Genomic DNA, 19,954 nt, shown 5'->3' with positions numbered 1-19,954 from the left:
CACAGATTTAACGAACTTTGCTTACTCTCGCGGACATGGATCGCCAAAAGGAATTCGTGCTTCGCACCCTCGAAGAGCGCGACATTCGGTTCGTCCGATTGTGGTTCACGGACGTTCTCGGATACCTGAAATCGGTGGCGATCGCCCCCGCGGAATTGGAAGGTGCCTTCGAGGAAGGCATCGGCTTCGACGGATCAGCCATCGAGGGCTTCTCCCGGGTGTCCGAGGCGGACACGGTCGCGAAGCCGGACGCCTCCACCTTCCAGGTGCTGCCGTGGAGTTCGAGCAAGGGACATCAGCACTCCGCCCGCATGTTCTGTGACATCGCCATGCCGGACGGTTCGCCGTCCTGGGCGGATTCGCGGCACGTGCTGCGCCGCCAGCTGAACAAGGCCAGCGATCTGGGCTTCAGCTGCTACGTGCACCCAGAGATCGAGTTCTTCCTGCTCGAGAACGGGCCGATCGACGGCACCCCGCCGAAGCCCGCCGACTCCGGCGGCTACTTCGACCAGGCCGTGCACGACTCCGCGCCCAACTTCCGCCGCCACGCCATCGACGCGCTCGAGTCGATGGGCATCTCCGTCGAATTCAGCCACCACGAGGCGGCTCCCGGCCAGCAGGAGATCGACCTGCGGTACGCGGACGCCCTGTCGATGGCCGACAACGTGATGACGTTCCGGTACGTCGTCAAGGAGGTCGCGATCGCCGAGGGCGTGCGCGCGACGTTCATGCCCAAGCCGTTCAGCGATCAGGCCGGCTCGGCGATGCACACCCACATGAGCCTGTTCGAGGGCGACACCAACGCCTTCCACAACCCGGACGATCCGATGCAGCTGTCGGAGACCGGTAAGGCGTTCATCGCCGGCATCCTCGAGCACGCCAACGAGATCAGCGCCGTCACCAACCAGTGGGTGAACTCCTACAAGCGCCTGATCCACGGCGGCGAGGCCCCGACCGCGGCGTCCTGGGGCCCGTCCAACCGGTCGGCGCTGGTCCGCGTCCCGATGTACACGCCGAACAAGGCGTCGTCGCGTCGCGTCGAGATCCGCAGCCCAGATTCGGCCTGCAACCCGTACCTGACGTTCGCCGTTCTTCTCGCCGCAGGTCTGCGCGGAATCGAGAAGGGCTACGAACTGCCTCCCGAGGCCGAGGACGACGTGTGGGCGCTGACGTCGGCCGAGCGCCGCGCCATGGGCTACCGGGAACTGCCCGGCAACCTCGACGGCGCACTGCGCGAGATGGAGAAGTCGGAGTTGGTGGCCGAAGCCCTCGGCGAGCACGTGTTCGACTTCTTCCTGCGCAACAAGCGGCGTGAGTGGGAGGAGTACCGGAGCCACGTGACGCCGTTCGAACTCAAGACGTATCTGGGGTTGTGAGCAAGAGCATGGTGAAGCCTCCGGCAGCGCGTTCTGCCGTTCCCGGTCCGGGTCGTCTGGGTCTCGTCGAGCCGACCGCTCCGTCCGAACTCCGCGAGCTGGGGTGGGTCGGTGAAGACAGCATCGAACTGCTGTGGTCGCTGTCGCGGGCCGCGAACGCCGATCTCGCCCTCCGCACCCTGGTGCGCCTGAAGGAAGGGCTCGGCGAGGGCTGGGCCGAACTCGATGCGGCACTACGCACCGACAAGGGCCTGCGTGGCCGGCTGTTCGGGCTGTTCGGTGCGTCCAGCGCGTTCGGCGACCACCTCGTCGCGGATCCTGCGTCCTGGAAGATCCTCGCCGGCGACGTCCGCCTGCCGTCGAAGGACGAGGCGACCGCCACGATGATGGCCGCGGTCGGCGCCGAACCCGAGGAGGGCGCCCACCCGGACGCTCGCCTGCACCGGGCGAAGGTCACCGGACCCGATGCGATCGCGGCGCTGCGCAAGACGTACCGCGACGAACTGATGCTGCTCGCCGCCGTCGACCTCGCGGCGACCGTCGAGAACGAACCGGTGCTGCCGTACCAGACTGTCGGGCATCAGCTGTCCGATCTGGCCGATGCGGCACTGGACGCCGCCCTCGCGGTTGCCGTCGCAGCCGTGTGCCCGGACGCCCCGTGCCCCGTGCGGCTGGCCGTCATCGCCATGGGCAAGTGCGGTGCCCGCGAACTCAATTACGTCAGCGACGTCGACGTGGTCTTCGTCGCCGAACCCGCCGACTCGATCGCCAGCCGCATCGCCGGCGAGATGATGCGAATCGGGTCGTCGGCCTTCTTCGACGTGGACGCAGCGCTGCGGCCGGAGGGCAAGCGCGGAGAACTCGTCCGCACCCTCGAATCGCACGTCGCGTACTACAAGCGCTGGGCCAAGACCTGGGAGTTCCAGGCCCTGCTCAAGGCCCGCCCGATGATAGGCGACGTTGCGCTCGGACAGCAGTACGCCGACGCCCTCAACCCGATGGTGTGGACCGCCTCGGAGCGTGAGGACTTCGTTCCAGAGGTGCAGGCGATGCGCCGCCGGGTGGAGGAGATGGTTCCGCCGGAACTGCGCGAGCGGGAACTGAAACTGGGTCGCGGCAGCCTGCGCGACGTCGAGTTCGCCGTCCAGCTCCTGCAGCTCGTGCACGGGCGCGCCGACGAGGCGCTGCACGTCCAGAGCACCATCGACGCGCTGACCGCACTCGCCGCCCGCGGCTACGTGGGCCGCGACGACGCCGCGAACCTGGCCGCGTCCTACGAGTTCCTGCGGTTGCTCGAGCACCGGCTGCAGCTGCAGAAGCTGCGCCGCACGCACACCCTGCCGCCCGCCGACGACGAGGAAGCGCTGCGCTGGCTCGCGCGGGCCGCACACATGCGACCCGACGGCAGCAAGGACGCGCTCGGCGTCCTCAACGCGGAGATCAAACGCAACGCGCACCGGGTGCGGCGCCTGCACGCCAAACTGTTCTACCGGCCGCTGCTCGAATCGGTGGCGCGCATCGACAAGGAAGCGCTGCGGCTGAGCCCGGACGCAGCCATCCGTCAGCTGGCGGCGCTGGGCTACACCGCCCCGGAGAACGCGCTCGGCCACCTCACCGCACTCACCAGCGGTGCGTCCCGCAAGGGTCGCATCCAGGCGCTGCTGCTGCCGACCCTGCTCGAATCGCTCGCCGACACACCGGATCCCGATGCGGGCCTGCTCGCGTACCGGCGGCTGTCGGACGCGATGACCGATCAGACCTGGTTCCTCCGGTTGCTGCGCGACGAGGCCTCGGTCGCCGAGCGGCTGATGACGGTGCTCGGATCCTCGGCCTACGTTCCCGATCTGCTGATCAAGGCGCCGGATGTGGTGCGGCTGTTCGCCGATTCACCGGCCGGACCGCGGCTGCTGGAGTCGAAGCCGGAGGACGTCGCCCGCGGCATCCTGACGGCGTCGGCACGACACGAGGACCCGGCCCGCGCGATCGCGGCGGCGCGCTCCCTGCGCCGCTACGAACTGGCCCGCATCGCGTCCGCGGACATCCTGGGCATGCTGGACGTGCCGGGCGTGTGCAAGGCGTTGTCGTCCGTGTGGGCGGCCGTGCTCAACGCCGCCCTCGCCGCCGTCATCAAGGCGAGCGAGAAGGATCTCGGGACGCCCGCTCCCGCGACGTTCACCGTGATCGGGATGGGCCGGCTCGGGGGCGGTGAACTCGGCTACGGTTCGGATGCGGACGTCCTGTTCGTGTGCGAGCCGCGCGAGGGAATCGACGAGACTGTCGCCGTCAAGTGGGCCAACAGCATCGGCGACAAGGTGCGGACCCTGCTCGGAGCGCCGAGCACCGATCCGCCGCTCGAGGTCGACACCGGTCTGCGGCCGGAGGGTCGCAGCGGCCCGATGGTGCGCACGCTGGCGTCCTACGAGGCCTACTACGCGCAGTGGGCGCAGGCCTGGGAGATCCAGGCGCTGCTGCGCGCCCACCACGTGGCCGGTGACGCCGACCTGGGTCTGCGCTTCCTGCACATGATCGACAAGACCCGCTACCCGGAGGGCGGTGTGTCGGACCAGGCAGTCCGCGAGATCCGGCGCATCAAGGCACGCGTCGACTCCGAGCGGCTGCCGCGCGGCGCCGACCCCGCAACCCACACCAAGCTCGGGCGCGGCGGTCTCGCCGACATCGAGTGGACCGTGCAGCTGATCCAGCTCCGGCACGCCCACGAGATCGAATCGCTGCACAACACGTCGACCCTCGAGACACTCGACGCGATCGGTGCCGCCGAGTTGCTCAGCGAGTCCGACGTCGAACTGCTGCGCGACGCGTGGATCACGGCGACGAAGGCACGCAACTGCCTCGTCCTCGTGCGCGGCAAGGCCACCGATCAGCTGCCCGGCTCGGGACGCGTGCTGTCCGCGGTCGCGCAGATCGCCGGCTGGGGCGGCGGCGACGCCGGCGAGTTCCTCGACAACTACCTGCGGGTGACCCGGCGGGCCAAGGCTGTGGTGGAGAGAGTCTTCGGGGAGTGATCGCCACCTGGGGAGTGCGGGCACTGATCGCCCTCGGGTGGCTCGCGGTGCTCGTCGGCGTGTTCGGTGTGGTGCTGAGATTCCTCGACGTCCAGAATCAGCGTCTCCTCGTGCTGGCGTCGGCGGCGCCCTACCTGATGGCGGCCGCCGCGGTCGGGGTGCTGCTGCTGGGAATCACGCGGCACTGGACCGGGTTCGCGGTCGCACTGACGGTGGCCGCGGTGGCCACCCTGTCGCAGGGTCCGCTGTACGTGGCGAATTCGATGCCGGCGTCCGGACCGGAGCTGACGGTGATGCAGGCCAACATCTGGCTCGGCAACGCGGACGCCGACTCCCTCGTCCGGCAGGTCCGGGACCGCGGCGTCGACGTGCTCACCGTCGACGAACTGACCCCGGAGGCCGTCGACCGGTTGGCGGCCGCGGGCATCGAATCGACCCTGCCGTACTCGTTTCTCATGCCCGGCGGCGGCGGTGAGGGAACCGGGATCTGGAGCCGGTACCCGCTGACCGACAAGGTCCACCACTCGGAGTTCGTGCTGTCCGCGCTGTCGGCCAGGGTGGAACTCCCGGACGGCGCGAGCACGGCACTGTACGCGTTCCACCCGGTCCCGCCGTGGCCGTCGGATCCGTCACTGTGGTCACGCGAAATGGACCGCATCAAGGCCATTCTCGACGCCGTCCCCGCCGACTCGGGACCCGTGATCGTCAGCGGCGACTTCAACTCTACCCGCGACCACGTCAAGTACCGCAACCTCGTGACCGGACGCTACCGCGATGCCGCCGACCAGGTCGGTGCCGGAATTCAGAACACGTATCCCGCCGACCGGCAGCCGTTTCCGCCGATGATCGCGATCGATCACATCGTCACGAGCGGGGCGCAGGCGCAGTCCGTGGAATCGGTGGTGCTGACGGGCTCGGATCACCGGGGCCTCGTCGCGAGGATCACCCTCGGCGGCTGACCGTCACGGCAGCGTGACGAATCCCTTCTGCACCAGCCAGTCCCGGGCCACGTCCGCCGGTTCCTCGCCCTCCACGTCGACCCGCCGGTTCAGTTCCGTGATCTCCTCGTTGGTCAGCGCCGCGGAGATCGGGGCCATCACGTCCGCCACCTGCGGGTGCGCCTCGGCGAAATCCTTGCGCATCGTGATCGCCGGGTTGTATTTCGGGAAGAACTGGCGATCGTCCTCCAGCAGCACCAGATCGAGCGCGATGATCCGGCCGTCCGTCGTGAACACCTCACCGAACTTGCACTGCGTTCCGTCCGCGGTGGCCTGATAGATGATGCCGGTCTGCAGGATCTGGCGGTTCGCGCGGGCCGGATCGAAACCGTACTTGGCGGCCATGCCCGGAAACCCGTCCTGGCGGACGTTGAACTCGGTCTCCACGCACGTCGTCGCCGCGGCGGGGTCACGGTTGACCAGGTCCGCGTACTCCGACAGCGTGGTGATCCCGGTTTCCTCGGCGGTCTGCCTGCTCATCGCGAGCGCGTACGTGTTGTTCATCGGGGCCGGATCCACCCACACCATGCCGTTGCGTTCGAGGTCCTGGTCGCGGACGGCCTCGAACTGCGCGGTCGGGTCGGGGATCGGAATCTCGTTGCCGAGGTAGTTGATCCACCCGGTGCCGGTGTACTCGTAGGTGACGTCGATCTGACCGTCCAGCTGGGCGTCCCGCGTGCTGTTGGACCCCTGGATGTTGGTGAGGTCGCGCACGTCGGCGCCTGCGGCGCTGAGCGCGAACTCGATGATGTACCCGAGGGTGACCTGCTCGGTGAAGTCCTTGGACCCGACGGTGATCGGGACGCCCTCGAGTTCGGGCACGGGCTGGATGCTGCCCGGTTCCACCGACAGCGGCAGGGCGCCTCCGGATTCGAGGCCGCAGGACACTGCGAGGACCCCGCAGAACGTCACGGCCGTCGCGGCGATCGCCTTCCGCAGGAGGTTCATCAGCGCAGCCCCTTCGGGCCGAGGAACTCCTCGGCCAGGGCGCCGCACCAATCGACGAGCAGCGCCAGCGCGACCGCGAGCACGGCTCCCACGACCAGAGTCACGTTGTCGCGCAACTTGTATCCGGTGTCGATGAGGATGCCGAGACCGCCTGCGCTGACGAGGAAACTGAGCGTCGCGGTGCCCACCGCGAGGACCAGCGACGTGCGCAGTCCCGCGAGGATGTACGGGACGGCGAGGGGGAACTCGACCTTGCGCAGCACGAGACCGGCCGTCATGCCCTGCCCCCTCCCGGCGTCGATGACCGCGGGATTGACTTCCTGCAGACCGAGGATCGTGTTCCGCAGCACGGGCAGGAGGGAGTAGAACGCGATGGGCAGCACCCCGATCCAGAACCCGGTGGTCCCTGTCGCGAGGAACAGCAGCACGAGCAGTCCGATGGCAGGCGCGGCCTGCCCGATGTTGGCGATCCCGATGAAAACCGGTGCCAGCTTGGTGTACCCGGGCCGGGTGAGCAGGATCCCCAGCGGGACCGCGACGATGACGACGATCACCACCACGACCACGGTGATCAGCACGTGCTGCCACGTCAGGGTCGCGATGTTCGCGGCGTTGAGACTGCCCTTCTGCGTGGCGGTCAGGTCTCGGCTGAACGCCCAGCCGAGGACACCCACCACCAGGAACAGGACGAGGATCGGCTGGACCAGCAAGCGGGCCCGCTCCGAACGCCGGGCGGCCGGAGCGGTGGGCTTCGTGGTGACGGCGGCCGTCATGACGGTGTTCCGCCCTCGCTCGCCCCGTTCTGCTCCGGCTCGCCGCCCTCGTCGTCGTGCGCGTGCTCCTCACGCATCGCGGACAGGTGCGCCACCAGCGTGTCGATCGTGATCAGGCCGCGGAACTCGCCCCGCCGTCCCGTGACGATCGTCGACGCGCTGCTCTCCGCCAGCAGCGCCTCGAGGGCGTCCTGCAGTGTCGACTGGGTGGACACCACCTCGTCGATCGGGTCGCCGACGTCGTGCAGCGAGGTGGCGGAGGCCAGATGGTGCAGCGACACCCAGCGGATCGGCCGGTCCCGCGCGTCCAGGACGATGCCCCACTTGATCTTGCGGGGGGAGATCGCCGTCCGCAGATCGTCCACGGAACCGTCCTCGTATGCAGTCGGGCAATCGAGGAGGTCGACCTCCGCCACCCGGGTGAGCGTCAGCTGCTTCAGCGATGCGTCGGCGCCGATGAACCCGGCCACCGTGTCGTTGGCGGGATGGGCGAGGATCGCCTCCGGGGTGTCGTACTGCATGATGTGCGACTGGTTGCCCAGCACCGCGATGCGATCGCCCAGCTTGACCGCCTCGTTGAAATCGTGCGTCACGAACACGATCGTCTTGCCGAGATCGGACTGCAGCCGCATCAACTCGTCCTGAAGCAGCGCGCGCGTGATCGGGTCGACCGCGCCGAACGGCTCGTCCATCAGCAGCACCGGCGGATCGGCGGCCAGTGCCCGCGCCACCCCCACCCGCTGCTGCTGACCGCCCGACAACTGTCGGGGGTAGCGCTCGCGGTAGAGGTCCGGTTCGAGTCCGACGAGGTCGAGCATCTCGTCGGTGCGGTCGGCGATCTTCTTCTTGTCCCAGCCGATGAGTCCGGGGACGGTGCCGACGTTCTTGGCGATGGTCAGATGCGGGAACAGCCCGGCCTGCTGAATCGAGTAGCCGATGCCGCGCCGCAGCTTGTCGGGGTCGATGGACAGGGCGTCCTTGCCGCCGATCGTGATCTTCCCCGACGTCGGTTCGATGAGCCGGTTGATCATCCGCATCGTGGTGGTCTTCCCGCAGCCGGACGGGCCGACGAGGACCACGATCTCCCCGGCGGGGATGCGCATCGACACGTTGTCGACCGCCGCCTTGTCCTGGCCGGGATAGCTCTTGACGACGTCTTCGAGGACGATGTCCACGCCCGAGACCGTGCTGCCGTTGGTGTGAGGTGTATCGAGATCAGTCACGGATCCCCCTGGAGGTGGTGAGGCGGCCGACGACGGCGAGGACGCCGTCGAGTAGGAGGGCGAGGATCACGATGAGCACCGTCCCCGTGAGGGCCTGCGGTATCGCTGTCGGGCTGCCGACGCGGGACAGTCCCGAGAAGATGAGGTTGCCGAGCCCGGGGCCCTTGGCGTAGGCGGCGATCGCGAGGATGCCCATCAGCATCTGGGTGCTCACCCGCATGCCCGTCAGAATCGACGGCCACGCGAGGGGGAGTTCGATTCTGCTCAGCACCGTCGTGCGGCTCATCCCCACACCGCGGGCGGCGTCGGTGACGGCGGGGTCGACGGACGCGAGTCCGAGGATGGTGTTCCGGATGATCGGCAGCAGCGCGTACAGCACCAGGGCGGTCACGGTGGGGGCCACACCGAGCCCGAGGATCGGGATGAGCAGGCCGAGCAGCGCGAACGACGGGATGGTGAGGATCGTGCCTGCCAGGGCGGTTGCGATCGCGGACCCGGCCGGGCTCCGGTACACCAGGATCCCGATCGCCACCGCGACGATCGTGGCGATGACCACCGACTGCACGACGGCACTGACGTGCAGGAGTGAGTCGGTGAGAAGCTGCTGTTTCCTGGCGGAGACGAAGTCCCACAGTTGCTGCATGTCCAACCGTGCACACCTTTCTCCAGATGTGAAAACAGACCTCGGTCCTTCACAGTGCTATGTACCCGGACATGGCGCAGGTGAATCGGGAAACTCGACTCAGGTGGTGGGGATCATGAACAGCAGGGTGCACACGCCGATGGAGATCGCGAACAGCACGACCATGACGGCGTAGCCCAGGTTCCGTCGCCGGGTGGGTATCGCCGGGTCCATCCACCACCCGAACGCCTTGAACGCGGCGGGAACCGCCCACCACCCGAGGATCTGGGTCGTGACCAGGTTCCCGATGAACAGGGCGACGGCGATCGGCACACCGTGCGCCTCGATGAACGGCGCACTGAAGAAATGACCCCAGATCACGACCAGCGGGTACAGCACCAGCAGCGCCAGAAGGTTGCTGCGGGCGACGGGCACCGGGGGCGGTTCGTCGCCACCCGTACCGCGGAACCAGAAGTCGAAACCGTAGCTCGCTTTGCGGATCCGGAGATTCTTGTTGAACTTCTCACCCTCCTCGAGGAGGGCGGCCCGCTCCGGGGAATCCATCCACGACCCCAGGTTGTCCTCGGTGTCGAAGCTGAGCACGATCGTCCAGTCGTCGGTGATTCCCTGCACCGGCCTCTCGACCTTGTGTCCCCGGAAGCCCCGGAACCCTGCCTCGGTGGCGGAGATCTTCCGCTGCCAGTCCATGAATGCCGACTCGTCCGCGGGGTCGACGTGGCAGGAGATGACGACCGACGTCGCCGACTGCTCCCGGGTCTGCTCACCCGTGAGCAGGTGGACGTCCTCGTTGCCGATGAAGGCGTGCTTGATCTCCGCTACCAGTTCCGTTCGCAGGTCGCTGTCGAGCCAGGCCCGGGCGTCGTCGAGGGTGGTGAACCGCAGCACGTCCACCCAGTCGTCCTGCACGGGCGGCGACGGCGGCACGATTTCCTGGTCGATGAAACCGGGCACCGTCGCGAGGGCGTCCGCCGCGCGTTTCTGCCACTGCGAATATTCGGCGTAGCGGGCGTCGTCGATCCGGCGTTGAAAGATCACCGACACCGGGGATGCGGCGGGGCTGTGCTGGGTCGGGTGCGGCACGTGAGATCACCTCCGGTCGGTTCGTGGTGCGGGCGCCTCGGCGGGGGAACTGTCGGACTGCCGGGCGGATGTGGTGACCAGGAGCAGAATTCCGGCGCCGGCGCCGAGAGCGAGATAGAGCCAGCCGAGCGGTGCCTGGCTGTTCTCCGGCAGCACACCCGCGACGGCCATCGCCGCGCTGACGACGAGATAGCAGGCGGCGGTGACGACGCCGCCGATCAGCCCGAGATTGCGGGTGAACAGCCCGAGCGCCAGCCCGTACATCTGAGGGCAGAGCACGCCGCATCCGGCGAGTGCGAGACACGCGCCGATCGTGATGGCCGGTGCGGTGACGACGGACATCCCGGCCGTGACGGCCAGTACCAGTGCGCCGAGCACGAACACCCACCACGCGCCGAAGGCGAGGCGGCGGGTGCCGACCCGCACGGCGAGTGCGCCGCAGGTGAGTTCGCCGAGAAGGTTGGCGCCGCCCACCACGAGCGCCACCGCGCCGTAGGCGGCGGGGGAGAAGCCGAGAATCTCCTGGTACAGGAAGGGCGCGACGACGCCGAACACCATCTGGGCGGACGCCATCAGTCCGAACACGAGAACGAAGCCCACGAAGATGCGGTGCCGCAGCGCGGCCCGCAGCACCCGCGCCGCCGCCGTCGCGTCGACCGGTGACCGCGACTCCTTCGGCAGCGTCTCCGGCAGTCCCACGACCACGAGGGGAACGGCGAGCGCCGCCAGCAGCGCGATCAACCCGAACACCAGACGCCACGAGATGAACTGCACGAGCACACCGCCCACGGCGGGCGCGAGAACCGGGGCCAGCCCCCACGCGGCCCCGAGGAGACCGGACACGGACGTGAGCTTGGCGCCGCGGTAGCAGTCGGCGGCGATCGCATACGCGAGGACGAGGCACGCACACCCGCCGACACCCTGCACGAATCTCAACCCGAGCAGGACCGTGATGTTCTGCACGAGTGCGCATCCCACACTGGTGACGACGAGGATCGCCAGGCAGGTCAGCAGAGTTCGTTTGCGGCCCACCGCATCCGCGATCAGGCCGACCGGGATGAACGCCAGACTCATGCCCAGCATGTACGCCGTCACCGTGTTCTGCACGACGGCCGCGGACGAGTCCAGATCGGTCACCATCTGCGGCAGCGCCGGGGTGTAGATGTCGAGCGGGATCTGGCTGAGCGGAATCACCAGCAGCAGGATGACCACGACACGGCGCGGCACCGGGACGCCGGTCGGCGTCGTGGGCACTGACATCCCGCACCACCTGCTTCTCGACCCATGGGGATGGAGAACGGAGCAAGTTTCCCGAAAGTCTTCACGTGAACGTTCCGCAACGGTCCGTGCGGTCGGTTCCCTGGATCATACGACTGCGGGCTGCCGCGCCGTGCGGGTTCCGGGTGCGCCCGCAGTAGGGGAGCCCGCGACGCAGAACGAGCCCACCCATGTCACCGGCTGGAATCAGCCGGCGCCACGGATGGGCTCGTCAGGAAGTGCCGGCCCGCATGTCGGCGGGCATCACGACTTACACGTCGTAGTACAGCTGGAACTCGTAGGGGTGCGGGCGCAGGTTGACCGGAGCGATCTCCTGCTCGCGCTTGAGCGAGATCCACGTCTCGATCAGGTCGGACGTGAACACGCCACCCTCGGTGAGGTAGTCGTGGTCCGCCTCGAGGCGGTCGATGACAGCCGACAGGCTGGTGGGAGCCTGCGGGATGTTGCGGGCCTCCTCCGGCGGGAGCTCGTAGAGGTCCTTGTCGACGGGAGCCTGCGGCTCGATCTTGTTCTTGATGCCGTCCAGGCCGGCCATCATCTGCGCCGCGAAGTTCAGGTAGGGGTTACCCGAGGAGTCGGGGGCGCGGAACTCGAGGCGCTTGGCCTTCGGGTTGTTGCCGGTGATCGGGATACGCACGGCCGCCGAGCGGTTGCGCTGGCTGTACACCAGGTTGATGGGGGCTTCGTAGCCCGGCACCAGGCGGTGGTACGAGTTGATCGTCGGGTTGGTGAACGCCAGCAGCGACGGAGCGTGGTGCAGGATGCCGCCGATGTAGTGACGCGCCATGTCGGACAGACCCGCGTAGCCGGCCTCGTCGTGGAACAGCGGCTTGCCGTCCTTCCACAGCGACTGGTGGACGTGCATGCCCGAACCGTTGTCGCCGAACAGCGGCTTCGGCATGAAGGTGGCCGACTTGCCGTGCTGCCAGGCGGTGTTCTTCACGATGTACTTGAACAACTGCAGGTCGTCAGCGGCTGCGAGCAGCGTGTTGAACTTGTAGTTGATCTCCTGCTGGCCGCCGGTGCCCACCTCGTGGTGGCCGCGCTCGAGCTCGAAGCCCGCGTTCTGCAGGTTGGTGGAGATCTCGTCGCGCAGGTCGACGTAGTGGTCGTACGGAGCGACGGGGAAGTATCCACCCTTGGGGCGGACCTTGTAGCCCAGGTTGGGGCTGCCGTCGGCGTTCACGTCGTTGCCGGTGTTCCAGGAACCCGAGATGGAGTCGAGCTCGTAGAACGCGCCGTTGATGCCGGAGTCGTAGCGGACCGAGTCGAAGATGTAGAACTCGGCCTCGGCGCCGAAGAAGGCGGTGTCGGCGATGCCGGTCGACTTCAGGTATTCCTCGGCCTTGCGCGCGACGTTACGCGGGTCGCGGCTGTAGGACTCGCGCGTGAACGGGTCGTGCACGAAGAAGTTGATGTTCAGCGTCTTGGCGGCGCGGAAGGGGTCGATCTGGGCGGTGGCGACGTCGGGGAGGAGCATCATGTCGGACTCGTGGATCGACTGGAAGCCGCGGACGGACGAACCGTCGAACGCGAGGCCGTCCTCGAACACGTCCTGGTTGAACGCGGACGCGGGGATCGAGAAGTGCTGCTGCACGCCCGGCAGGTCGCTGAACCGGATGTCGACGTACTCGACGTTCTCGTCCTTGATGAACTTGATGACCTCTTCGGCCGTGGTGAACGCCACGCTTGTGCTCCTTAAGTCGCTTCAGCCAAGTGGATATTGGCGAAATTCGTCGAGCCGACGGTATGGACTTGGTGTTGCCCGCCGGTCAACCTTTTGTTTCGCCCGTGTTACACGTCGAATCGTCCTGGGCTTTTGTACCGGTTGTGACTGCGCACACAGCCCCAAGCTCCGGTGTGAGGCCCTCGGAGAGACGACGCCTATCCTGGACAGCATGGCACGTATCACCGGTTCTTGGCTCTCCGGACCTTCGGCGGCACTGCCGAACGGCGCCGACGAGACGACGCAGTCCTTCCGGGGCGAGCGCCTCGGGTTGCAGGCGGAAGGACCCGGTTCACTCGCGAGCACGGGACGCCGTCTCGCCGCACTGATGATCGACTGGGTGTCGTCGGCGGGCGTCGCGGCACTGATCATCGGCGACAACTTCTTCGACGGTCCGTTCTCCACGATCACACTGCTGGTCTGGTTCGTCGTCGGTGTCACCACGGTGACGCTGTTCTCCTTCACTCCGGGGCAGTTGTTCCTCGGCATGCAGGTGGCGCGCGTGGACGGCCCCGCCCGCGTCGGCTTCGTGCGGGCCCTGGTGCGTCAGGCGCTGCTCGTGTTCGTCGTGCCCGGCACCATCACGGACATCGACGGTCGCGGCATGCAGGACCGCGCCACCGGCACCGCGCTGATTCGCACGCGCTGACCCCCGAACGTCTTCCGCCCGATGTCGGCTTCGACATCGGGCGGAGTAGGTGTGACGCGGACCAGGTGAAAAGGCGACCGGCTTCTAGCGGCGACGGATGGTGCGCTGCACGCCGCGCATCTTCGCGCCGCCGGGCATCGGACCCTTGGGCAGTGCGGCGCCGCCGCCGCGGCCGCTGAGCGCGGCGAGCCGCGACTCGATGGCGTCCATCCGCTTGGTGTCGATGTTCTTGGGGAGCTTGTTCAGGTGCTTCTGCAGCTGCGACAGCGGGACCTGGCCCTCGTCGTTGCCGATGACGATGTCGTAGATCGGAGTGTCGCCGACGAGGCGCGCCGTCTTCTTCTTCTCCTGGGCCAGGAGCGACTTCACGCGCTGCGGTGATCCCTCGGCGACCAGGATGACGCCGGGGCGTCCGATCACGCGGTGAACGGCGTCGAGCTGGGTGGTGCCCGCGACCGCGCTGGTCACGCGCCAGGAGCCCTGCATGTTGTCGAGCGCCCACGCGGCCGCACCGGCCTGGCCCTCGGCCTTGCCGTACACCGTCTTCTGCACGCGCCGGCCGAAGATGATGAACGCACCGAGAACGCCGAGGAGGAGGCCGATCGGGAGGAGGAACCACTGCAGGCCCCAGATCAGACCGACGAGGAAGAACACCACCGCGAGTCCGACGAGTGTGCCGAGCATGAGCGGCAACAGCAGCTTGTCTTCCTTGCGCTGCATCTGGAACGCCTGCCAGAGCTGGGTTCTGCGTTCCTTCGACGCCTGCCTGCGGGCTGCCTTGGCGGCTGCCTTTGCTTCTTTACTGGGTTTGCCCGCTTTACCGGATTTACTGCCGTTCGCCATGCTTCTCAGGATACGTCCCTGGCCGTGCGCGGTGATGACCCGTCCGGTGTCGATCACCGCGCACGCGCCGCGGTCAGCGGGCGAGGCGCGCCATGAGGGAACTCGCCTCCTGCGAGGCGTCACCGCCTTGGGTGAGATGTGCTTGTCCAGCAGGCAATTCGCGGCCGTGGTGGGCCATCGCCTGCGCGTAGAGGCGGCCGGCGCGGTACGACGAGCGCACGAGCGGTCCGGCCATGACGCCGGCGAATCCGATCTCCTCGGCGGCCTGGGAGTGTTCGACGAACTCTTCGGGCTTGACCCACCGCTCGACGGGGTGGTGCCGGGGGGAGGGGCGCAGGTACTGGGTGATGGTGAGGATGTCGCAGCCGGCGGCGTGCAGGTCGAGCATCGCCTGGTGGACCTCGTCGGGGGTCTCGCCCATGCCGAGGATGAGGTTGGACTTGGTGACCAGTCCGAAGTCGCGGGCGGCGGTGATCACGCCGAGGGAGCGTTCGTAGCGGAACGCGGGGCGGATCCGCTTGAAGATGCGGGGCACGGTCTCGAGGTTGTGGGCGAGGACCTCGGGGCGGGACTCGAAGACCTCGGCGAGCAGGTCCGGCTTGCCGTTGAAGTCGGGGATGAGGTTCTCGACGCCGGTGCCGGGGTTGAGCTGGTGGATCTGGCGGACCGTCTCGGCGTAGAGCCAGGCGCCGCCGTCGGGGAGGTCGTCGCGGGCGACGCCGGTAATGGTGGAGTACCGCAGTCCCATCGCCTGCACGGATTCGGCGACGCGGCGGGGTTCGTCGCGGTCGAGGTCCGTGGGTTTGCCGGTGTCGATCTGGCAGAAGTCGCAGCGGCGGGTGCATTGTTCGCCGCCGATGAGGAAGGTCGCCTCGCGGTCTTCCCAGCATTCGTAGATGTTGGGGCAGCCGGCTTCTTCGCAGACGGTGTGCAAACCCTCGCGTTTGACGAGGCCCTTGAGCTCGGAGTATTCCGGGCCCATCTTTGCCCTCGTCTTGATCCAGTTCGGTTTGCGTTCGATCGGAGTCTCCGCGTTTCGGATCTCGAGGCGGAGCAATTTGCGTCCTTCTGGGGCCACAGTCACGAGAGCGATGCTACGCCCGGCCCGACGCGCACGACGGGCCGGGGAGCGGTCGTCACCCGTACTGAACAGTAGTGAAGGTGGGGGCGGCGGACGTCTTCTCGGCCGCGGCGGAGTCGAACGTGACCCGCTCGATGTCGTGGTCGGACACCGGGAGGGCGCCGTCCAGCGCGGCCACCACAGCGGCGGTGACGGCCGGTGTGACCTCCTCGACCGTGACGTCGCGGCCCAGTTCCCGCGACAGCGACGTCACGCCGGCGTCGCGGATGCCGCACGGGATGATGGCGTCGAAGCCCGTCAGAACGGAATTGCAGTTGAGCGAGAAGCCGTGCAGAGCGACACCGCGCTGCACCCGCACCCCGATCGCCGCGACCTTCCGCTCGGGCAGCCACTGCCCGTTGTCGAGGGAGGCGGGCAGCCACACGCCGGAGCGGCCGTCCACCCGGCCGCAGACGATGCCGAGGTCGGTGCACACGGCGATCAGCGCCTGCTCGAGCCTGCGGACGTAGCGCACGACGTCGACCGGTTCGGCGAGCTTGACGATCGGGTATCCCACCAGCTGTCCCGGACCGTGCCAGGTGATCTTCCCGCCTCGGTCGACGTCGATGACGGGCGTGCCGTCGGTGGGACGGTCCTCCGGTTCGGTCCGGCGTCCCGCGGTGTAGACGGCGGGGTGTTCGAGCAGGAGCAGCGTGTCGGTACCCGCGTTCTCGGCGCGTTCGGCCGCCAGCTCGCGCTGTCGGTCCCAGGCGTCGACGTACCCGATCGTGCCGAGGTGTTCGACGGCGATCGGGGAGGGGCTGAAACGGGCGGATTGTGTCGCGCTGCTCATGCGCTAGAGGTTACGCCGGGGTGGTGGCCGTACCGCCACGAGCCGGGTTCACCGCACGAGGGCGGCGTCGAGCGCTTCCCCGATGGTGTTGTGCCGGAACCGGAATCCCGCGTTCTCGAGCACCGTCGGGATCGCGCGCTGCCCGGCCAGGATGCCCTCCTGCGCGAACTCACCCACCAGCGCGCTGAGTGCGAACCCGGGGACGATCCACGGGGCGGGGCGGTGCATTGTCCGCGCGACCGCGCCGTTGAACTGCGCGTTGGTGACGGGCGCCGGACCGGTGACGTTCACGGGGCCGGCCACGTCGTCGCGGGAGAGCACGAATTTGATCGCATCGACCTCGTCCTCCAACGAGATCCACGACAGGTACTGGCGGCCGTTCCCGAGCCGGCCGCCGAGCCCGAACGAGTACAGCGTCTTCAGCCGGCCGAGCAGGCCGCCGTGGGGGGAGAGGACGATGCCGCTGCGCAGCCGCACCGTCCGGATCGTAGAGTCGTCGGCGGGGGCCGTCGCGGCCTCCCAGTCGCGGCAGGTGTCCGCGAGGAAACCCGTCCCGGACGGCGAGGTCTCGTCGACGACGCGGTCGCCGGTGTCGCCGTAGTAGCCGACGGCGCTCGCATTCACGAACACGGGAACCCCGGCCTCGGCGACGGCCTCGGCCAGGACGTCGGTGGCGGCGATCCGGCTGTCCCGGATCAGTTGCTTGTATGCGCCGGTCCAGCGTTTGTCGCCGATCCCGACGCCGCACAGATTCACGACCGCGTCGGCGTCCGCGAGGATCCCGATGTCGAGCCGGTCCTTCTGCGGATCCCAGCGGGACTCGTCGGGACCCGCCGACGACCGGCGGACCAGACGGACGACGTCGTGACCGTCGCCGCGGAGGGACGAGACGAGAGCGGTGCCAATCAGCCCGGAGGATCCGGCGACGACCACGCGCATGTGCAACAGCCTCCTTCACAGCGCAGGGGCACCATCCCTGCTGGAAATGGTGCCCCTGCGAAATTACATTCGGCTCGAAGTCCGGTGACGGATCAGAGGCCGAGATCGGCCTCGAACGCGCCCTGCTCCAGACGCTGCTTGATCGTGGTCAGGAAGCGGCCGGCGTCGGCACCGTCGACGAGACGGTGATCGTAGGTCAGCGGCAGGTAGCACATCGAGCGGACGCCGATGCTCTCACTGCCGGACTCGTCGGTCACGACCACGGGACGCTTGACGATCGCACCGGTTCCGAGCATCGCGGCCTGCGGGGGCACGAGGATCGGGGTGTCGAACAGGGCGCCCTGGCTGCCGATGTTCGTGATCGTGAACGTGCCACCGGACAGCTCGTCCGGCTTGAGCCCACCGGAGCGGGCGCGCTTGGCGATGTCCGCGATGGCGCGGGCCAGTCCGGCCAGCGACAGGTCGCCGGCGTTGTGGATCACGGGGGACAGCAGGCCCTGGTCGGTGTCGACCGCGATGCCCAGGTGCTCGGCGTCGTAGTAGGTGATCTGCTTGTTCGCCTCGTCGTAGCTGGCGTTGATGTTCGGGTGCGACTTCAGCGCCTCGACGACGGCCTTCGCGAAGAACGGGAGGAACGTGAGCTTGACGCCCTCGCGCTCGAGGAAGGTGTTCTTGGCCTGCGCGCGCAGGGCCGCGATCCTGGTGACGTCGATCTCGAAGGTCTGGGTGAGCTGCGCCGTGCTCTGCAGCGACTCCCGGGTCTTCGTGGCCGTGATCTGGCGAATCCGGTTGGCCTTCTGCGTGGTTCCGCGCAGGTGCGCCAGCTCGGGGCGGACCCCGGCGGAGGCGGCTGCGGGAGCAGCGGCGGCCGGTGCGGCAGCAGGCGCGGCAGCGGCGGCCGGTGCCTTCTTGGCCTCGGCGGCAGCGAGAACATCCTGCTTACGGATGCGGCCACCGACTCCGGTGCCCGTCACCGAGGACAGGTCGACGCCGTTGTCCGCGGCGAGCTTGCGCACCAGCGGGGTGACGTACGGGGTGCTGTCCCCGGACGTGGCCGCGGGAGCGGGTGCAGCGGCGGCGGGAGCCGGCGCGGATGCTGCCGGTGCGGCGGCCGGAGCCGGTGCGCTCTGGGCGGGTGCGGGCTTCGCCGGTTCCGGGGCCGGGGCGGGCTTCGCGGGCTCGGGGGTGGGCTCGGGCTTCGGCGCCGGCTTGGCGGCGGGCGCACCCGAACCGATGACGGCGAGCTGACCGCCGACGGCGACGGTGTCGTCTTCCTCTGCGCTGATCTCGAGGAGGGTGCCTGCGACGGGCGACGGGATCTCCGTGTCGACCTTGTCGGTGGACACCTCGACGAGCGGCTCGTCCACGGCGACTTCGTCGCCGACGGCCTTGAGCCAGCGGGTGACAGTGCCCTCGGTGACGGACTCGCCCAGTTCGGGCATGTTCACCGCGGTGCCCTCGGCGGAACCGCCGGACGCTGCGGGCGCGGGCTCTGCGGCCGGTGCCTCCGCGGCGGGAGCCGGCTCTGCGGCGGGCTCTTCGGCGGCGGGTGCGGGAGCGGAGTCGGAGGCGGGAGCCTCACCGGCGTCGCCGATCACGGCAAGCTCGCCACCGATTTCGACGGTGTCGTCTTCCTGAGCAACGATCTTGCTGAGAACGCCGGCCACGGGAGACGGGATTTCCGTGTCCACCTTGTCCGTGGAGACTTCGAGCAAGGGTTCGTCAACTTCGACCGCGTCTCCTTCCTGCTTGAGCCACCGCGTGACAGTTCCCTCGGTGACACTCTCACCAAGCGCTGGCATCTGGACGGAGAAGGCCATGTCTTTTGACTCCTCGACAGTTGTGTTCGGGTTGTTGAATTTTGTCGACTTGTGGTCGTGAACCATTGTGCTCGAGATGCACGTGTCTTGCGTCTACTTGCAGGTAATTCCGATTCGTCGTCACCCACTCGCTGTGTCGGCGCTCCACATCTTTCCATTGATCCGACGGGCGCGTCCGCCGAGGGGGACCCCCCGGTCACTCCGGTGTGTCGCGACGAAATCCCTACTGGCCGGTAGTTTGCGTTCGCGGCGGAAACCGGATGTTCGCTGGCAAACTTGGAGGACATCGCGGGCACCGCGCCGCGCACGCACTCGAGGAGGCTCGACGTGGGGTTGTTCGACCGTTTCTCGCGGCCTCGGTCCGGCCGATCCCAGGCGTCCCCGGAGGACGCCGCCCATCTCGCGAACTGGACTCGCACGCACCTCGGTGTGGAGGCGTACGTGGAACCTCGGACGACAGTGACCGAAGTCACCGTCGTGCTCGTCGCGGCGGACGGCGAGTGGACCCGGCGCAGGGTGGGCGGCGAACGCGGCGCCCGCAAACTCGGGGAGGATCTCCGCATCCCGGTGTACGACGTCCGCAAGACCGGTTACCCGCAGCGGATGCGCGATCACGACGCACGGCGCCGCATCGAGCGGAAGCGGGAGCGCGAACGCGACCTGTAGGCGGCTCCGCCGCCCGTGCGTGGTTGACGAGTCCACGGACTCGTCAACCACGCACG

At 68.2% G+C, this 19,954-nt stretch carries 17 protein-coding genes; 5 read left to right on the top strand and 12 right to left on the bottom strand.

Going from position 1 to position 19,954, the window contains the following annotated elements:
• Nucleotides 1-35 precede the first annotated feature (35 nt).
• The 3 genes from glnA (I1A62_RS12445) to I1A62_RS12435 are packed head-to-tail and all read left to right on the top strand — an operon-like array spanning nt 36 to nt 5,358.
• Nucleotides 36-1,376, top strand: coding sequence for a type I glutamate--ammonia ligase (glnA, locus tag I1A62_RS12445; RefSeq protein WP_005247775.1), 1,341 nt, complete (start codon nt 36-38; stop codon nt 1,374-1,376).
• Nucleotides 1,377-1,384: 8 nt separating this feature from the next.
• Nucleotides 1,385-4,399, top strand: a complete 3,015-nt coding sequence (locus I1A62_RS12440; protein WP_124389904.1) for a bifunctional [glutamine synthetase] adenylyltransferase/[glutamine synthetase]-adenylyl-L-tyrosine phosphorylase — start codon at nt 1,385-1,387, stop codon at nt 4,397-4,399.
• Entirely contained in the window at nt 4,396-5,358 is a 963-nt protein-coding gene (locus I1A62_RS12435; RefSeq protein WP_124389905.1) for an endonuclease/exonuclease/phosphatase family protein, read from the top strand. Before I1A62_RS12440 ends, I1A62_RS12435 begins: the two co-directional genes overlap by 4 nt.
• A 3-nt stretch (nt 5,359-5,361) precedes the next feature.
• Here the strand turns inward: I1A62_RS12435 and I1A62_RS12430 are convergent, their stop codons facing one another.
• The 7 genes from I1A62_RS12430 to glnA (I1A62_RS12400) form a co-directional block, all read right to left on the bottom strand.
• Nucleotides 5,362-6,345, bottom strand: a complete 984-nt coding sequence (locus I1A62_RS12430; protein ID WP_124389906.1) for a glycine betaine ABC transporter substrate-binding protein — start codon at nt 6,343-6,345, stop codon at nt 5,362-5,364.
• Nucleotides 6,345-7,118 (bottom strand): ABC transporter permease, encoded by a 774-nt coding sequence (locus I1A62_RS12425; RefSeq protein ID WP_124389907.1) that lies wholly within the window; start codon nt 7,116-7,118, stop codon nt 6,345-6,347. The genes I1A62_RS12430 and I1A62_RS12425 overlap by 1 nt, the downstream gene beginning before the upstream one ends.
• Nucleotides 7,115-8,341, bottom strand: a complete 1,227-nt coding sequence (locus I1A62_RS12420; protein ID WP_124389908.1) for an ABC transporter ATP-binding protein — start codon at nt 8,339-8,341, stop codon at nt 7,115-7,117. Before I1A62_RS12420 ends, I1A62_RS12425 begins: the two co-directional genes overlap by 4 nt.
• Nucleotides 8,334-8,984 carry an ABC transporter permease gene (locus I1A62_RS12415; protein WP_124390035.1) on the bottom strand — a complete coding sequence of 217 codons (651 nt, stop codon included), beginning with the start codon at nt 8,982-8,984 and terminating at the stop codon, nt 8,334-8,336. Before I1A62_RS12415 ends, I1A62_RS12420 begins: the two co-directional genes overlap by 8 nt.
• 99 nt (nt 8,985-9,083) lie before the next feature.
• On the bottom strand, nt 9,084-10,064 hold the full coding sequence (locus I1A62_RS12410) for an antibiotic biosynthesis monooxygenase (RefSeq protein WP_124389909.1): 981 nt from the start codon (nt 10,062-10,064) through the stop codon (nt 9,084-9,086).
• A 6-nt stretch (nt 10,065-10,070) separates the two neighbouring features.
• Nucleotides 10,071-11,324, bottom strand: a complete 1,254-nt coding sequence (locus tag I1A62_RS12405) for a multidrug effflux MFS transporter (RefSeq protein ID WP_219458802.1) — start codon at nt 11,322-11,324, stop codon at nt 10,071-10,073.
• Nucleotides 11,325-11,592: 268 nt separating this feature from the next.
• Nucleotides 11,593-13,029, bottom strand: a complete 1,437-nt coding sequence (gene glnA, locus I1A62_RS12400; RefSeq protein WP_005247755.1) for a type I glutamate--ammonia ligase — start codon at nt 13,027-13,029, stop codon at nt 11,593-11,595.
• A gap of 211 nt (nt 13,030-13,240) precedes the next feature.
• Between glnA (I1A62_RS12400) and I1A62_RS12395 the strand changes: the two genes are divergently transcribed.
• Entirely contained in the window at nt 13,241-13,717 is a 477-nt protein-coding gene (locus tag I1A62_RS12395) for an RDD family protein (protein WP_124389911.1), read from the top strand.
• Between the two features lie 84 nt (nt 13,718-13,801).
• On the opposite strand, the gene I1A62_RS12390 is transcribed toward I1A62_RS12395, so the two are convergent.
• From I1A62_RS12390 to sucB, 5 genes are all read right to left on the bottom strand, one after another.
• Nucleotides 13,802-14,560, bottom strand: coding sequence for a DUF4191 domain-containing protein (locus tag I1A62_RS12390; RefSeq protein ID WP_124389912.1), 759 nt, complete (start codon nt 14,558-14,560; stop codon nt 13,802-13,804).
• Nucleotides 14,561-14,633: 73 nt separating this feature from the next.
• Nucleotides 14,634-15,644 carry a lipoyl synthase gene (lipA, locus tag I1A62_RS12385; protein ID WP_124389913.1) on the bottom strand — a complete coding sequence of 337 codons (1,011 nt, stop codon included), beginning with the start codon at nt 15,642-15,644 and terminating at the stop codon, nt 14,634-14,636.
• Nucleotides 15,645-15,696: 52 nt separating this feature from the next.
• A complete protein-coding gene (gene lipB / locus I1A62_RS12380) occupies nt 15,697-16,473 on the bottom strand; it encodes a lipoyl(octanoyl) transferase LipB (protein ID WP_219458801.1) in 777 nt (258 codons plus the stop codon).
• A gap of 48 nt (nt 16,474-16,521) precedes the next feature.
• Nucleotides 16,522-17,412, bottom strand: coding sequence for a TIGR01777 family oxidoreductase (locus tag I1A62_RS12375; protein ID WP_219458800.1), 891 nt, complete (start codon nt 17,410-17,412; stop codon nt 16,522-16,524).
• Between the two features lie 92 nt (nt 17,413-17,504).
• Complete coding sequence (gene sucB / locus I1A62_RS12370) at nt 17,505-19,232, bottom strand: 2-oxoglutarate dehydrogenase, E2 component, dihydrolipoamide succinyltransferase (protein WP_219458799.1); 1,728 nt, start codon at nt 19,230-19,232, stop codon at nt 17,505-17,507.
• A gap of 327 nt (nt 19,233-19,559) precedes the next feature.
• On the opposite strand from sucB, the gene I1A62_RS12365 reads away from it, so the two are divergent.
• Nucleotides 19,560-19,898 carry an oxidoreductase gene (locus I1A62_RS12365; protein WP_072945480.1) on the top strand — a complete coding sequence of 113 codons (339 nt, stop codon included), beginning with the start codon at nt 19,560-19,562 and terminating at the stop codon, nt 19,896-19,898.
• Nucleotides 19,899-19,954: the final 56 nt, after the last annotated feature.

It is taken from the genome of Rhodococcus sp. USK10, assembly GCF_019378875.1.
Taxonomy (GTDB): domain Bacteria; phylum Actinomycetota; class Actinomycetes; order Mycobacteriales; family Mycobacteriaceae; genus Rhodococcus_F; species Rhodococcus_F pseudokoreensis.
This window is presented reverse-complemented; position numbering and strand designations above follow the sequence as displayed.

Coding starts and splice junctions, on each gene's coding strand:
- I1A62_RS12405 (WP_219458802.1), bottom strand. CDS start 11,324: ATGTCAGTGCCCACGACGCCGACCGGCGTCCCGGTGCCGCGCCGTGTC.
- I1A62_RS12375 (WP_219458800.1), bottom strand. CDS start 17,412: ATGCGCGTGGTCGTCGCCGGATCCTCCGGGCTGATTGGCACCGCTCTC.
- I1A62_RS12390 (WP_124389912.1), bottom strand. CDS start 14,560: ATGGCGAACGGCAGTAAATCCGGTAAAGCGGGCAAACCCAGTAAAGAA.
- lipB (WP_219458801.1), bottom strand. CDS start 16,473: ATGAGCAGCGCGACACAATCCGCCCGTTTCAGCCCCTCCCCGATCGCC.
- I1A62_RS12395 (WP_124389911.1), top strand. CDS start 13,241: ATGGCACGTATCACCGGTTCTTGGCTCTCCGGACCTTCGGCGGCACTG.
- I1A62_RS12415 (WP_124390035.1), bottom strand. CDS start 8,984: ATGCAGCAACTGTGGGACTTCGTCTCCGCCAGGAAACAGCAGCTTCTC.
- I1A62_RS12440 (WP_124389904.1), top strand. CDS start 1,385: ATGGTGAAGCCTCCGGCAGCGCGTTCTGCCGTTCCCGGTCCGGGTCGT.
- I1A62_RS12430 (WP_124389906.1), bottom strand. CDS start 6,345: ATGAACCTCCTGCGGAAGGCGATCGCCGCGACGGCCGTGACGTTCTGC.
- I1A62_RS12425 (WP_124389907.1), bottom strand. CDS start 7,118: ATGACGGCCGCCGTCACCACGAAGCCCACCGCTCCGGCCGCCCGGCGT.
- sucB (WP_219458799.1), bottom strand. CDS start 19,232: ATGGCCTTCTCCGTCCAGATGCCAGCGCTTGGTGAGAGTGTCACCGAG.
- glnA (WP_005247775.1), top strand. CDS start 36: ATGGATCGCCAAAAGGAATTCGTGCTTCGCACCCTCGAAGAGCGCGAC.